The organism is Pseudomonas pisciculturae (assembly GCF_015461805.1).
GTDB lineage: Bacteria > Pseudomonadota > Gammaproteobacteria > Pseudomonadales > Pseudomonadaceae > Aquipseudomonas > Aquipseudomonas pisciculturae.
Genome location: NZ_JACVZE010000005.1, coordinates 333,935 through 348,067, shown reverse-complemented (window position 1 = coordinate 348,067; position 14,133 = coordinate 333,935). Strand labels below are relative to the sequence as shown.

Here is a 14,133-nt window from a genome sequence, read left to right as displayed (position 1 = left end):
CAAGCGCGGCGCAATATAACAAACGAGAATGATTGTTAATAGCGGCGTGATGGCTTTTTTCGCCATCACGCCGCAGGCGGCCGGTCAGATGGCCTGGGGCTTGAAGTCGCTGGCTGCAACCGGCATCACGCCTTTGAGCAAGGCCACGGATTTTTCCAGGCCTTCGAGGCTGTTGAGCAGCACATCTTCGTGCTCGATAGACAGCCAGCCGTCGTAGCCGGCCATTTTCAGGCGGTAGCAGAACTGGCGCCACCACTCTTCGCCATGGCCGAAACCGAGGGTGATGTACGACCAACTGCGCGCCGACACCTCCATCAGTGAGCCGTTTTCCAGCAACGAATCCACCGCCTGCACCGGCGCATTGAGCATCGTGTCCTTGGCGTGCACGTGGTACAGCGCATCGCCCAGAGCGTCGGCGGCGGCCAGCGGGTCGGCGCCCATCCAGAACAGGTGGGACGGGTCGAGGTTGGCGCCGATCACCGGGCCGATGGCGTCACGCAGCTTGAGCAGCGAGCGCACGTTGTACACGCACTGGCTGCCGTGCAGTTCCAGGGCGATGCGTTCTACGCCGTTGGCCTTGGCGAGGTCGGCGATTTCGCTCCAGAACGGCAGCAGGCGTTCTTCCCATTGATAGCGCAGGATGGTCTGGGTTTCTGGCGGCCAAGAGGCGACCACCCAGTTGGGCATGCGGTCGCCGGCCTGGCCTTCGGGCAAGCCAGACATGGTGCACACGGTTTTGATTCCCAGCTCACCGGCCAGGCGGATCGTGTCCTTGAGGCACTGAGCCTGCTCCGGCTGGGTGGGGTGCAACGGGTTGCCGTTGGCGTTGAGGGCGATGATTTCCAGGTTGTGCTGCTCGAAACTGCGGGTGAAATCCCGGCGTGCGGCATTGCTTTCGAGCATCTGCTTGAGGTTGAAGTGCGGCGCGGTGGACCAGCCGCCGGTGTTCACTTCCAGGCCTGACAGGCCCATGCGTTCAGCGTGCTTGAGCACATCGCTCAAAGGCAGGTTGCCCAGGGTATCGGTGACAAATCCCAGCTTCATAGAGACGATCCTTGGTGATCCAGACGAGTTGTTGTGGTTGTTATGGGGGGATTATTGGCAGCGCAGACACTGGGTTCAAGGACGAGCATGGGGTAACTTTGATAGGAAATACATCAAATTCATCAGCCAAAATTATTCATGGAATTGGGGCTTACGGTTTATAACTGATGGTATTTCAATCAATAAGGACACGCCTTTCATGTCGCCGAAAACCGCCGCGCAAGCCTGGAAAGGCCCCACCGTCGAGCAGATCGCCAAGGTCGCCAGGGTGGGCGTCGCCACCGTGGACCGGGTGCTCAACAACCGCTCGAACGTGCGCGAAAACACTCGTCTCAAAGTGCTGGCCGCACTGGATAAGCTCAAGCAGGACCTGGCTAACGGCACGGCGACCCTGCACATCAAGTTGTTCTGCGATTCGGGAGAGACGTTCAACGCCACCTTGGCGGCAGCGGAGGGGGTGATCAATAGCACCACCCCCGGTGTGGTCGTGCACGGTCACTACGAGCCCACCAACCAGGTCGACCCGGCAGCGTTTGCCGACCGGGTGCAGGCCGATGGCGCCTCGGCGGACGGCGTGATTGTGGTGTCCCGGGAGCACCCTGCGATCAACCGGGCGATCCGCGCCTTGTGCCGCCAAGGCATACCGGTGGTGTGCCTGACCACCGACCTGCCCAACTCCGGGCGCAGCGCCTATGTAGGCAACGATCAGTACGCCGCCGGCAGCGTCGCGGGGCTGTTGATCGGCAATGCACTGGCGCGGCAGAAGGCCAAGATTTTGCTGGTCACCAGCATGGCATTTCGCTGCCAGCAAGAGCGTGAAATGGGTTTTCGACGAGTACTGCGAGCGGAGTTCCCTCACTTGAAAATCGATGAGCGGATGATGTCCGACGACAGTCCCGAAACCACGGCCGAGCAGTTGATGCGCTACTTCTCCAAACACGACTACCCGGCGGCCATCTACAACGTGGCCGGCGCTAACCGGGGCGTGGCCCAGGCCATTGGCACCCTCGATGCCGAACAACGCCCGGTGTTTGTTGGGCATGAATTGACCGTGCACACCCGCAGCATGCTGGAGTCGGGGGTGATGGACTACGTGGTGTCGCACGATTTTGTCGGTGAGATGGCGGCCGCAGTGCGCTGGATTCGCGGCGCACGGGAGGGCGCCAAGGCGGCACCGCCCTTTACGCGGGTGCTGGTGCACACGCGCTACAACTGTGATTGACGGGGAATACGTAAAAGTCCAGTATGGAATTATAAGTACAAAATACAGCTGCGTCTTTTTCTTCACTCTTGCCAAACCAACAACAACTTGCGAGATCCCCCCATGAAGAAACTCCCCCTCATCACCGCCCTGACGCTTGGCCTGATCGCCGCCGGCCCGTTGCTGGCCGCCGAGAAGACCCTGCGCATCGGCATCGAGGCGGCGTACCCGCCGTTCGCATCCAAGACCGAAGAAGGCAAGATCGTCGGCTTTGACTACGACATCGGCAATGCGCTGTGTGCGCAGATGAAGGTCAAGTGCGTGTGGGTCGAAGGCGAGTTCGATGGTCTGATTCCTTCCCTCAAGGTGAAGAAAATCGACATGGCCTTGTCATCCATGACCATCAACGAAGACCGCAAGAAGTCGGTGGACTTCACCCACAAGTACTACTTCACCTCCTCGCGCCTGGTGATGAAGGACGGCGCGGTGGTAGATGACGGGTACGCCAGCCTCAAGGGCAAGACCGTGGGCGTGCAGCGCGCCACCACCACCGACCGTTACGCCACCGAGGTGTTCGAGCCCAAGGGCATCACCGTCAAGCGCTACAGCAATAACGAAGAAATCTACATGGATTTGGCCGCCGGGCGGCTGGATGCGATCTTTGCCGACACCATCCCGCTCAATGACTTTTTGCAAATGCCACGGGGCAAGGGTTATGCGTTTGTCGGGCCGGAGCTCAAAGACCCGAAATACGTGGGCGAGGGCGCGGGGATTGCGGTGCGCAAGGGTAATGCGGCGTTGGTGAGCGAGTTGAACACGGCCATCGACGGCATTCGCGCGAGCGGGGAGTACCAGAAGATTTCGCAGCAGTACTTCAAGGCTGATATCTACGGCAATTAAGGGGTCTGAACAGGCAAGCTCAAGCGCCACGAATCAAGTGTGGGAGCTGGCTTGCCTGCGATGGCATCGACGGTGTTGACCTGATACACCGAGGTGTCTGCATCGCAGGCAAGCCAGCTCCCACATTTGACCGCGGAGTTATCAAGACCCCTTCAATTCCTTGAGGTGCTTGTAGACCGTCGCCCGCCCCATACCCAGCACATTGGCCACATAGTTCGACGCGCTCTTGCCCTTGAATGCCCCCTCGGCATGCAACGCCAGCACCAATTCGCGTTTATGGTCCCGGTTCAGCAGGTTTAGGCTCAGCTGCCGCTCCCGCATCCACGCATGCAAGAACGTGTTGATACGCTCCTGCCAGTCATCGCGAAACAGCGAGTCCGGCTGCGGGATCAATTTGCTCGGCGACAGGAACAAATCCAGCGCCGCCTTGGCGTTTTCAAACAATGAAATATTCAGATTGATGCACAGCACCGCCAGGCGCTGGCCCTTGTGGTCGTGCAGCACGGTACTCAGGCTGCGAATCTTCTGGCCGTCCCAGTTGAGCTTTTCGTAGGGGCCGATGTTCACGTCGCTGACGTCGTCGGTGAGCATGTCTTCCAACGCCGAGTCATCGCCAATTGCACGTTTGGACAGGTTGTTGGCGATGTAGTCGACTTTTTGCGAGCGCAGATCGTGCAGCACCGCTTCGGCGTGGGGAAAGAACAGCGTGGCGATGGCGTCGGCCATCGCACGAAAGTTCTGCATGACCTTGTCTTGTTCAGCGGTGTTCATCAATAGGGCTCCAGGCGGGCGGGCGAGAGCATACCAGCGTCCAGGCCGAACTGTGTCAGGGCTTCGGGCAATGCTGCGCCGCGTACCAGCGCCGCGCTGGCCTGGCCCATGGCCGGTGAGGTTTGGATGCCATAACCGCCCTGGGCCGCGACCCAGAACAGGCCGGGCACTTTGGAATCGAAGCCAGAGAGCAAGTCACCGTCCTGTACAAAACTGCGCAGCCCGGCCCAGGTGCGGGTGGGGCGGCGGATGGTCAGGGTGGTGGCTTCTTCGATCTGGTAGATGCCCATGGCGATGTCCAGTTCTTCGGGCTGGATATCTTGCGGCTCCACCGGGTCGGCGTTGGCGGGGGAGCCGAGGAACATGCCCGCGTCTGGCTTCATGTAGAACGATTCGTCCAGCGCCACCAGCATCGGCCAGTGGTGGCTGTCGACGCCTTCGGGGCCGGCGAAGATGAAGGCCGAACGCCGCTTGGGTTGCAGGCCGATAGGAGCCGCGCCGGCCAGCGCGCCGATGGTGTCGGCCCACGCGCCAGCGGCGTTGATGATGATCGGTGCGCTATAGGTTGTTTCGCCGGTGTTCACCTGCCACAAGCCCGAAGCGTCACGGCTCAAGCCTTGTACGGCGTGGTCGGTCAACACCTCGCCACCGTTGCGGCGTATGCCGCGCAGGTAGCCTTGGTGCAGGGCGTCGGTGTCGATATCGCTGGCGGTGGGGTCATACAGCGCACCATGGACTTTTTCGCGGCGCAGGATCGGCATCTTTGCGCAGGCTTCGTCGGCGCTGAGCAGTTCCACTTGAGACACCGTGGCCTTGGCGCTCAGGTATTGCACGTTCAACTCGGCGGCATCGCCGATGAAGTCCACGGTCATTTCGCCCCGTGGCGTTAGCAATGGGTGCTCGCAGAAACCTTGCGGCGGGTTGTCGAAAAACGCACGGCTGGCCAGGGTCAAGGCCCTCACCTGGGGTGTTCCGTACGCAGCGGTATACAGCGCCGCCGAACGCCCGGTGGAGTGATAACCCGGGTGGCTCTCGCGCTCCAGCACGATCACCTTGCCGTGCTGTGACAACCAGAAACCCGTGGACGCGCCGGCAATGCCGCCGCCGATGATGATGAAGTCTGCGTGGCTCATAACTGTCTCCAGAGGGCGTTGGCCAGTGCGATGTCTTCCAGGCCCAGGCCGATGGAGCGGAAGAATACGTGACGATCATAAGTGGGGCGTTGCACGTGCTCGCTGAGCAGTTCTGGCAGGTCGCCAATGATGTGGCGTTTGTCCCAACCGTGTTGTTCGGCGGCGATCAGCATTTCGCCAGCCGAGCCGGGGGTGGTCTGGCGATAGTCGCAGAAGACCTGCATGTCGTTGAGGGACTGCGGCGGCACTTCGTGGGCACGGGGTGCGTTGGTGCTGATGGACGTGATCAGTGCGGGCTTGCTCAAACGGGCCGGGTCGATCACCGGGCCGGCGGATGAGGTGCATAGCAGGATTACATCTGCGTCCGCTAGGGCAACATCGCAGCTGTTGGCGATGACGACGCGCGGGTCCAGGCTTTTGAGGTGTGCGATGGCCTCGGGCGTAGCGGTGGCCAGGCTGGGGGAATACACGCTGATGTGTTGCCAGTCCCGCAAGTTTTTCACGTAGTGCAAGTGGGCCTGCGCCACCTTGCCGCTGCCGATGATCGCCAGGCGCTGTGCCGAGGGCGGTGCCAGCGCATCCACCGCCAGCGCCGTGGTCGCGGCGGTGCGCGCGGTGGTCAACTCGGCGGCATCGCACAGCAGCAGCGGTTGGCCGGTGTGCATCGACATCAACAACGTCCACGCCGTCACCAGCGGGCCTTGCTCGCGCACGATATAAGGCGAGGTTTTCATCCCATACACACCGTCTTCAGCCAACACCCCCAGGTAATTGATAAAGTCCCCGGCGCCTTGGGGAAACTCCACCAGCTGTTGCGCTGGCTGCACGGCAAGCCCTGCGGCCAGGTCGCGGAACAGCTTGCGCAGGATCTGCGGTACATCGACCAGGGCCAGCAGTTCACGGGCTTGGGCCTGGTTGATTACTTGAGGTGTGCTGGGCATAAGAGTCTCCGCTGTTAAACTAATTTGTCCATTATGGACATTTAGTTCTGTTGGGCAAGGGGCAAACCTCACCCCACGAAACGAAATCCATCCGACAGCTTCTCCTTTAAATAGCTGACCAACACACTCACCGACTTCGGCACATGGGGCGAATACGGTCGAATCAAGTAGATCTCATCAGCAAATGCGCCCTTGAGTGTCCAGCCCTTGAGCACCTGCACCAACTTGCCGCTGGCCAACGCGGCATGGGCGCTGAAGTCGGGGAGTAGGGCGATGCCCAGGTGGTTGAGGGCCGAGTCGCGCAGGGCTTCGCTGTTATTGGTGGCGAAACTGCCGGAGATCGGCACGGTGAGGCGCTCGACGTTTTTGCTGCCGCGCTCGAAGGTCCAGGCCGGTTGATCAGTGCCGCGTGGGTAGAACAGGCAGTTGTGGGCCGACAGGTCGCCGGGTTCGCGGGGTTCGCCGTGGTGTTGCAGGTAATCCTGGGTCGCGACCAGCACCGAGCCGGTATCGCAGAGCTTCCAGGCGACATGGGTTTCGGGTACCTGGAAACCGTGGCGCACGGCGAGGTCGTAGCCTTCGGCGGCGAGGGAGCTGAGGGCGTCCGATACGTCCAGTTGAATGCGTACTTGTGGGTAGCGCTGTAAAAATTCCGAGAGGTGTGGCACCAGTTGCTGACGGGCGAACGCCACCGGTGCTGTCAGGCGTACCAACCCACGAATCTCGCCGACCGAATCGCGCACCGACGAGAAGCTGCGGGCGATCTGTTCGTAGGCGCTGCGTACTTCACGGGTCAGCGACAAGCCCGCATCCGTCAGCCGTACGCTGCGCGTGGTGCGGGTCACCAGTTGTGTGCCGGTGGCTTTTTCCAGGTCGGAAATCCGCTGGCTTACCGCTGACTTACTCACCCCCAAACGTGCCGCAGCAGCGGTATAGGTGCCGTGCTCTTCCAGCACCGACAGCCAGTGGATATGGGTCCACAGCCCCTCGATCTCGGCCTTTTCCATGGTTTGATTGTTCGCCTGTATGGACAATAAGTTCTGGATTCTGCTCTGGTTTGGAACAAAGCGAAAGCCTATCGTGTGTTCACTGCTTATCCACCTGGGATCGACTGCCATGACAAATACAATCGAGCACTACATCAACGACCAGCGCGTGTCCCGCGATGATCGCTATCAGGACGTCTTCAACCCCGCCACCGGCGAGAAAACCGGCCGCGTCGCCCTGGCCAGCCGCCAGACCGTCGGCGAAGCCGTCGCCGCCGCCCAAGCCGCCTTCGACGATTGGGCCGACACCCCGCCGATCCGCCGCGCCCGCGTATTGTTCCAATACCTGCACCTGCTGCGTGAACGCAAAGACGACCTGGCGCGCATCATCGTGGCCGAGCACGGCAAGGTCTTCACCGACGCCCAGGGCGAAGTGGACCGTGGTATCGACATCCTCGAATTCGCCTGCGGCATTCCCAACCTGCTTAAAGGTGAGCATTCCGACCAGGTTTCCCGTGGCATGGACAACTGGACCATGCGCCAGCCGCTGGGTGTTGTCGCGGGCGTGACGCCGTTCAACTTCCCGGTGATGGTGCCGATGTGGATGTACCCAATCGCCATCGCGGCGGGTAATACCTTCATCCTCAAACCAAGCCCTACCGACCCAAGTGCCTCGCTGTTCATGGCCGAACTGCTGCGTGAAGCCGGCCTGCCCAAAGGCGTGTTCAACGTGGTACAGGGCGACAAGGAGTCGGTGGATGCGCTGATCGAACACCCGGACGTCAAGGCTTTGAGCTTCGTCGGCTCGACGCCGATTGCCCAGTACATCTACGAAACAGGCGCGCGTAACGGCAAGCGCGTACAAGGCCTGGGCGGCGCGAAAAACCATATGGTGGTGATGCCCGACGCCGACATCGAAAAAACCGTCGATGCCCTGATGGGCGCTGCCTACGGCAGTGCTGGCGAGCGCTGCATGGCCATCTCGGTGGCGGTGCTGGTGGGTGATGTAGGTGACAAGGTCATCGCCGCCTTGACCGAACGCGCCAAGCTACTGCGCATCACCGATGGCCGCGATTTGAAAGCTGAAATGGGGCCAATTGTGTCCCGTGCTGCACTGGAACGCATCAGCGGCTACATCGAACAAGGCGTACAGTCCGGCGCCAAGCTGCTGCTGGACGGGCGCGACTATGTACCCACCGAGGCGGGCCTGGAAAACGGCTTCTGGCTCGGCGCGACCCTGTTCGACCACGTGACCAAAGAGATGAGCATCTACCGCGAAGAAATCTTCGGCCCGGTACTGGCCTGCGTGCGCGTCAACGATTTCGGCGAAGCGATCAAGCTGGTCAACGACCACGAGTTCGGCAACGGCGTGAGCTGCTTCACCCGCGACGGCAACATCGCCCGCGAATTTGCACGCCGCATCCAGGTGGGCATGGTCGGCATCAACGTGCCGATCCCGGTGCCGATGGCGTGGCACGGGTTTGGTGGCTGGAAGAAGAGTTTGTTCGGCGACATGCATGCGTACGGCACTGAGGGTGTGCGGTTCTATACCAAGCAGAAGTCGATCATGCAGCGGTGGTCGGAGAGTATTGAGCAAGGCGCCGAGTTCGCCATGCCGGTCTCCAAATAACCCACAGGTGTAGAAGATCCAATGTGGGAGGGGGCTTGCCCCCGATAGCGAAGTGTCAGTCAGCTTTTTATGACTAACCCACTGCTATCGGGAGCAAGCCCCCTCTTACGTTGTACTGTGTTTCGTGTGCTAGCTGGAGTTAACCACCGAAGCTTGGGTGATATCACGACAACAGCGGTGTATCAGTCCAAACGTCATGTGACAAACGAAATAAATATTCGTGGAACCTATCGATTTTAACGTACGACTTATCCGACTGTGAAGTTGGTTATTTAAACTGCTGACAGCGAGTCGGCAGGTGTGTTGTCAAACGATAAGTTAAGCGAGCCTGTAATGAATGTGCATCAAATTTCTCCGCGTCCTTTTTCCAGCCCAGCAAACATTCCTCGAACGGAAATTCAGCCGGATGTAAGTATTTCTGGTGCAGGCACAACAGAGAGGCCTGGAAATGCTATCGCCACCCTTCCTGAGCTCAATGGCCAAAGGCAGATAATCTTCAAGTCAGGCATCGTTACTGCGCCCTCCGACCGCCTGACGATTAATGAACGGGAGCAGCGTGTCGAAGGGTATGCCAATCGCGTAGTGAGTCAGATCAAAAAAATAGAAAGTGGTAGCGAAGGTGACAGAAACATCAAGTTCCAGAACGTTCGGCTGTTCATGGAGCCCTCGGGATACTTCAGTGCTGGTTTGTTGGCAGCAGGGTTCGACCCTCATGAAAAAATCACGGTCAAGTTCGATACCTACGTTGGCATGGGGGTCGATAAAAAGCTGAGCAATACTGACAAACGCACCTACTTCGCATGGGAAATTGCAGCGGGTGTTTTTGCGCACGATAAAGTAGGGCCAGGCGGCGCGATTAATTTTCACAGTATGACCATCGAGCCAACAAAACGACGCAGAGTCAAGGAGCTGGAAGCGGTCGGCAACTCCCTTCAGAGGCATTGGGAGAATGAAATATCTGCTCCGATGCGCGACGCGTCGGGCGCATTGACGAAACGTTCAGGAAAAGCAGATGCCTATGTAGTACGAGGAACCTTGCAAAGCCTGCGCAGCGACAAGGCGCGGTTCGAAATGCTAAGCCCTGAAGGGCAAGCAGCAATCAATCGCACGCTCAATAGACAAAACGGCCAAGTCATTATTCCCAATGTCTACGGCTATCCGTTGGGTGGCTATGCGTTTGTTCCATATACTCCTTATGACGGTAATTATGAACACCGGCCCAATCAGGGAATGATGATTGATTTAAAAAACGGTGCGCTTCATGAAATTCATGGGGACGACAGTTTTGCGCAGTGGGCAAAAAACAATCGCGATAATCTGCTTCGCAGTTTTAATGCCAGTGACAGGCAAGGCGGTTTGGATGCGCATTGGCCAAAGGCGCAGCATGTGCTTGATAGTTTGATTTTGGGCCACACGTCGCGCTATCCGGGGTATTCCTCGCTGTTGTCGGATCAACAGATACCCGTCAGGGAAACATTTAATTTTACCCGGTCGCGAGGCGATGCTTATCAGCTGAAGTATGGCGACCTGAATCGCGGCCTTGCTTCAAAGTACCAAACGTTGAACGCCAATAATGCTGTCTGGTCCGACAAAACCGAGGTGTTTGGCTCTTCGCAGCAAGGTTGGAAGGCTGCGAAAGACATTTGGGACAATACGTTTGGGTACATTCCAGTCATTGGCAACACTGGCAATATTGTTTTTGGCGTCCACGACAGTCTCTATGGCATGTCCGCGAACGAGCGTATTGGCGGTAATTGCGCCGCCGTCATATCGGGCCTGCAACTGGCGCATGAGCTTGCGCCCAATGGGATGGAGGCTGGGCGAGCAACTCTGAATGCACCTTCCGCGAGCGATTACAACTGGCGATATAATTCGCAGGCCAGTAGTTTTGAATTAGTGCGAGCACCCAAGGAATCCGGTATCACCGCAGCACCCTTCCCGGGAATGCAGGAAGTGGAGTTTAACGGGCAAAAGTACTTTGTCGCGGACAAGCCTGATGCGGGAGATGGGCAGCATTACGTATTGCGTGTGAGAGACCCGAATGACACGTCAAAACTGGCGAGTAGCGGGAAAATTGCCAAGCCGGATGCGCAGGGTGTTTGGAAGCGTAGAGGGGTTGAGGGTGGAAACGTACTCGCACCTGTTCGTATAAAAGAATCCACTCAGGTCAGGCTTATTGATCAGCGGCCCGCCAGGGTTGACCAGATCGCGGAGCTCAACTTGAGCCCCAGTGGGCGCTACGTTGCGACGACTCTGGATCAGGACTCTTATCTCCCAGAGGGCGCCTATGTATATGTAGTGCGTGCAGACGAGCCGGACAAAATATACATCGGCTCACAGAATAAAAGGCTCAATCAGGCGGGGAGGCCCTACCCCTTCAATAACCGAATGAACCCCGACGTCGTGGAAGGGCATTCATCGGTGACCCATGGCTTGAGAGAGCAGCGGGGCGGAACGACCGATGTGTTGTATGCCGGGACCGTTCACTTTAAAGACGGGCGCCCCGAATTCTGGACCAACGAGAGTGGTCATTACGCGTCGTCCGCTGAATTACGCCACACTAATCTTTCTGCGCGCATCAAAACAATGCTCACTGAGGACAAATTCGTGGATGAAGAGAAGATGACGGGGCGACAACGAACGACATGGGATGCGAGTGTTTCTCTCACCCGGTCGGAGGAAGCAATGCTTAACGAAGAGATGAAAGACACCTTTGGCGCAGAGGACAACGGTTCCGACCTGAGCGACGATGAGCATTGAGTCCTCGCCGGGTTAGCGCGTGACCCAACGCTCTCCAGGCGTCTACCAACATGGCGCCTGGAGAGTTGCAGGCAAGTGAATCAACGTCGCCCCGTGCGCGTGCTCACATCCACCCAAACCGCCAATACCAGAATGCTGCCTTTGACGATCATCTGCCAGTAACTGTCAACGTCCAGCATCGACATACCGTTGTCCAAACTGGTGATCACCAACGCCCCGAGCAACGCGCCATACACTGTGCCCGATCCGCCGCGCATCGAGGTGCCGCCAATAAAACACGCGGCGATGGCGTCGAGTTCGCCCATGTTCCCCGCCGACGGCGAGCCCGCCGCAAGCCGTGCAGTGTTTACCAAGCCGGCGAGCGCGCACATGACGCCCATGATGCCGAAGATCCACAACTTCACCGCCTGCACGTTGATGCCCGACAGACGTGTAGCCTCCATATTGCTGCCCACCGCATATACCCGGCGGCCGAACACGGTCTGGCTGGTGACGTAGCTGAATATGCCCAACAGAACCAGCAACAGCAGCACCGGCACGGGAATGCCGTCATAGCTGTTGAGGGTGGTGACGAACCCCGCCAACACGGCGCCGATCACTGCCACGCGTACCAGATCGCGAACCAGCGAGTGCGCCGCCAACCCGTGCAGTGCGCGGTTGCGTCGCTGTTTCCAGGTTAAAAAAACCGTCAGCGCAAACAACAAAACCCCGAGGCCAACACCCACCGAATGCGGCAAATACCCCTGGCCCACATACACCAGCGACGGTGACACCGGCGCAATCGTGGTGCCCCCGGTCACCCCCAACAAAACCCCGCGAAACGCCAGCATCCCGCCCAAACCGACGATAAACGAAGGGATGCGCAAGTAAGCCGTCATATACCCATTGGCTAACCCAATCATCAGGCCACACAGCGCCACCAGGCTTAGATTGGCGAGCAACGGCACGTGATAGACCACATCCAGAATCGCCGCCAACCCACCTAGCAACCCCAGCAACGAACCCACCGACAAATCGATCTCGCCGCTGATAATCACCAGCACCATGCCGCACGCCAAAATGCCGGTGATCGACATCTGCCGCAGTAAGTTCGACAAGTTGCGCGGCGTAAGAAACCCACCTTCGGTCTGCCAGCTGAAAAACACCCAGATCACCGCCACGGCGATCACCAGGGCGAGCATTTTGTAGCGGGTAAACAGCTGTTTTACCTGGTTCATCTACGCGGTCTTCCGATCATTATTGTTGTTATGGCTGAGCGCAGCGGCGAGCACCTGTTCCTGAGTGAGCCCTTGGTTAACGAAGTCGCCCCGCAGCCGGCCTTCGCCGATCACTAGCACGCGGTCGGACACCCCCAGCACTTCGGCCAACTCCGACGACACCATGATGATCGCCACGCCTTCGGCCGCGAGTAAGCCCATCAACTTGTAGATCTCATACTTGGCGCCTACGTCCACGCCGCGTGTGGGCTCATCGAGGATCAGTACACGGGGCTTGGCCATCAACATCTTCGCCAGCACAGCTTTTTGCTGATTGCCCCCCGACAGGCTGGTGATCGGCAAGTACGGGCTCGACGTCTTGAGGTGCATGCGTGCTATTTGCTGGTCGATGCTGCCCAGTTCGGCCTCGGCGTCGATGCGGGTCATGCTGGCGTAGGTGTCGAGCACCGCCAGGGTGATGTTCTGGCCTACGCCGAAGTCGGGGATGATGCCTTGGCGCTTGCGGTCTTCGGGCACCATGCACAGCCCGGCGCGGATCGATTTAAGTGGCGTACGCGTGTCGATCACCTGGCCGTCCAGCCACACCTCGGCGCTGTAGCGCCCGGGGTAGGCGCCGAACAATGCGGATACCAGCTCCGTGCGCCCGGCACCCACCAGCCCTGCGATGCCGAGGATTTCACCGCGCTTGAGCGCAAACGAAATGTCATCCACGCGCTTGCGCTTGGGGTTGTCGACGTCAAAGCAGGTGACGTTGCGCGCCTCGAAAATCACCTCGCCCACCGCGTGTGGCTCGGTGGGGTAGAGGTTGCTCATCTCGCGGCCAACCATCTGGGTGATGATCTTTGCGATGTCCATATCGGCCATCGCCGTGGTCGCGATGTGCTTGCCGTCGCGGATGACGGCGATGGAGTCACACACCGCCGCCACTTCATCGAGCTTGTGGGAGATGTACACGCAGGCCACGCCCTTGGCCTTGAGGCCTCGGATGATGTCGAGCAGCACCTCGATTTCGGAGCGGGTCAGGGCCGAGGAGGGCTCGTCGAGAATCAACAGGCGCGCCTGTTTGTTGAGGGCCTTGGCGATTTCCACCAGTTGTTGGTAGCCGCCGCCGTACTGCGACACCGGCAGCGCCACGTTCATGTTCGGCACCTTGAGCTCGCGCATCAAGGCTTCGGCGCGGTGGAGCATGGCCGGGTAGTTCATACGGCCACCCGGCAAGGTCAGTTCGTGGCCCATAAAGATGTTTTCGGCCACCGACAGGTCGGGCACCAGGGTCAGTTCCTGGTGGATGATCACGATGCCTGCGGCCTCGGTTTCGCGGATGGACTGGGCCTTGAGCGGCTGCCCGTTCCAGAGGATTTCGCCCTCCCAGGTGCCGTGCGGGTAGACCGCTGACAGCACCTTCATCAAGGTGGATTTGCCGGCACCGTTCTCGCCGCACAGGCCCACGCATTCCCCCGGCCGAACCTGGAGATCAATGCCGTTGAGCGCTTTGACACCGCCAAAGGTTTTGACGATGCCGTTCATTTGCAGCAGGTAGTCGGCCATGG

At 59.2% G+C, this 14,133-nt stretch carries 11 protein-coding genes; 4 read left to right on the top strand and 7 right to left on the bottom strand.

Annotation, left to right across the window (positions count from 1 at the left end; genetic code table 11):
• Positions 1-84 precede the first annotated feature (84 nt).
• The gene (locus ICY20_RS16090) at positions 85-1,044 is read right to left on the bottom strand and encodes a sugar phosphate isomerase/epimerase family protein (protein ID WP_159962567.1); all 960 of its coding nucleotides are present in this window, start codon (positions 1,042-1,044) and stop codon (positions 85-87) included.
• Between the two features lie 199 nt (positions 1,045-1,243).
• Between ICY20_RS16090 and ICY20_RS16085 the strand changes: the two genes are divergently transcribed.
• Positions 1,244-2,266 carry a LacI family DNA-binding transcriptional regulator gene (locus tag ICY20_RS16085; protein ID WP_159962566.1) on the top strand — a complete coding sequence of 341 codons (1,023 nt, stop codon included), beginning with the start codon at positions 1,244-1,246 and terminating at the stop codon, positions 2,264-2,266.
• A gap of 102 nt (positions 2,267-2,368) precedes the next feature.
• On the top strand, positions 2,369-3,145 hold the full coding sequence (locus ICY20_RS16080) for an ABC transporter substrate-binding protein (RefSeq protein WP_194937963.1): 777 nt from the start codon (positions 2,369-2,371) through the stop codon (positions 3,143-3,145).
• 141 nt (positions 3,146-3,286) lie between these two features.
• On the opposite strand, the gene ICY20_RS16075 is transcribed toward ICY20_RS16080, so the two are convergent.
• The 4 genes from ICY20_RS16075 to ICY20_RS16060 form a co-directional block, all read right to left on the bottom strand.
• Positions 3,287-3,916, bottom strand: coding sequence for a helix-turn-helix transcriptional regulator (locus tag ICY20_RS16075; RefSeq protein ID WP_159962564.1), 630 nt, complete (start codon positions 3,914-3,916; stop codon positions 3,287-3,289).
• Positions 3,916-5,049 carry an NAD(P)/FAD-dependent oxidoreductase gene (locus tag ICY20_RS16070; protein WP_159962563.1) on the bottom strand — a complete coding sequence of 378 codons (1,134 nt, stop codon included), beginning with the start codon at positions 5,047-5,049 and terminating at the stop codon, positions 3,916-3,918. Before ICY20_RS16070 ends, ICY20_RS16075 begins: the two co-directional genes overlap by 1 nt.
• Positions 5,046-5,990 (bottom strand): ornithine cyclodeaminase family protein, encoded by a 945-nt coding sequence (locus ICY20_RS16065; protein ID WP_159962562.1) that lies wholly within the window; start codon positions 5,988-5,990, stop codon positions 5,046-5,048. The genes ICY20_RS16070 and ICY20_RS16065 overlap by 4 nt, the downstream gene beginning before the upstream one ends.
• 68 nt (positions 5,991-6,058) lie before the next feature.
• Positions 6,059-6,997, bottom strand: coding sequence for a LysR family transcriptional regulator (locus ICY20_RS16060; RefSeq protein ID WP_194937962.1), 939 nt, complete (start codon positions 6,995-6,997; stop codon positions 6,059-6,061).
• Between the two features lie 109 nt (positions 6,998-7,106).
• On the opposite strand from ICY20_RS16060, the gene ICY20_RS16055 reads away from it, so the two are divergent.
• Together ICY20_RS16055 and ICY20_RS16050 are read left to right on the top strand one after the other, a co-directional pair.
• Positions 7,107-8,606, top strand: coding sequence for a CoA-acylating methylmalonate-semialdehyde dehydrogenase (locus ICY20_RS16055; RefSeq protein WP_159962560.1), 1,500 nt, complete (start codon positions 7,107-7,109; stop codon positions 8,604-8,606).
• 333 nt (positions 8,607-8,939) lie between these two features.
• Complete coding sequence (locus ICY20_RS16050; RefSeq protein ID WP_194937961.1) at positions 8,940-11,366, top strand: hypothetical protein; 2,427 nt, start codon at positions 8,940-8,942, stop codon at positions 11,364-11,366.
• An 80-nt stretch (positions 11,367-11,446) separates the two neighbouring features.
• Here ICY20_RS16050 and ICY20_RS16045 read toward each other — a convergent pair whose 3' ends face one another.
• The gene (locus tag ICY20_RS16045) at positions 11,447-12,583 is read right to left on the bottom strand and encodes a sugar ABC transporter permease (RefSeq protein WP_194937960.1); all 1,137 of its coding nucleotides are present in this window, start codon (positions 12,581-12,583) and stop codon (positions 11,447-11,449) included.
• Entirely contained in the window at positions 12,584-14,131 is a 1,548-nt protein-coding gene (xylG, locus tag ICY20_RS16040; RefSeq protein WP_194937959.1) for a D-xylose ABC transporter ATP-binding protein, read from the bottom strand.
• Positions 14,132-14,133: the final 2 nt, after the last annotated feature.

Excerpts from the sequence above, each read along its gene's own strand:
- ICY20_RS16090 (WP_159962567.1), bottom strand. The coding sequence starts at position 1,044 with ATGAAGCTGGGATTTGTCACCGATACCCTGGGCAACCTGCCTTTGAGC.
- ICY20_RS16085 (WP_159962566.1), top strand. The coding sequence starts at position 1,244 with ATGTCGCCGAAAACCGCCGCGCAAGCCTGGAAAGGCCCCACCGTCGAG.
- ICY20_RS16080 (WP_194937963.1), top strand. The coding sequence starts at position 2,369 with ATGAAGAAACTCCCCCTCATCACCGCCCTGACGCTTGGCCTGATCGCC.
- ICY20_RS16075 (WP_159962564.1), bottom strand. The coding sequence starts at position 3,916 with ATGAACACCGCTGAACAAGACAAGGTCATGCAGAACTTTCGTGCGATG.
- ICY20_RS16070 (WP_159962563.1), bottom strand. The coding sequence starts at position 5,049 with ATGAGCCACGCAGACTTCATCATCATCGGCGGCGGCATTGCCGGCGCG.
- ICY20_RS16065 (WP_159962562.1), bottom strand. The coding sequence starts at position 5,990 with ATGCCCAGCACACCTCAAGTAATCAACCAGGCCCAAGCCCGTGAACTG.
- ICY20_RS16060 (WP_194937962.1), bottom strand. The coding sequence starts at position 6,997 with ATGGAAAAGGCCGAGATCGAGGGGCTGTGGACCCATATCCACTGGCTG.
- ICY20_RS16055 (WP_159962560.1), top strand. The coding sequence starts at position 7,107 with ATGACAAATACAATCGAGCACTACATCAACGACCAGCGCGTGTCCCGC.
- ICY20_RS16050 (WP_194937961.1), top strand. The coding sequence starts at position 8,940 with ATGAATGTGCATCAAATTTCTCCGCGTCCTTTTTCCAGCCCAGCAAAC.
- ICY20_RS16045 (WP_194937960.1), bottom strand. The coding sequence starts at position 12,583 with ATGAACCAGGTAAAACAGCTGTTTACCCGCTACAAAATGCTCGCCCTG.
- xylG (WP_194937959.1), bottom strand. The coding sequence starts at position 14,131 with ATGGCCGACTACCTGCTGCAAATGAACGGCATCGTCAAAACCTTTGGC.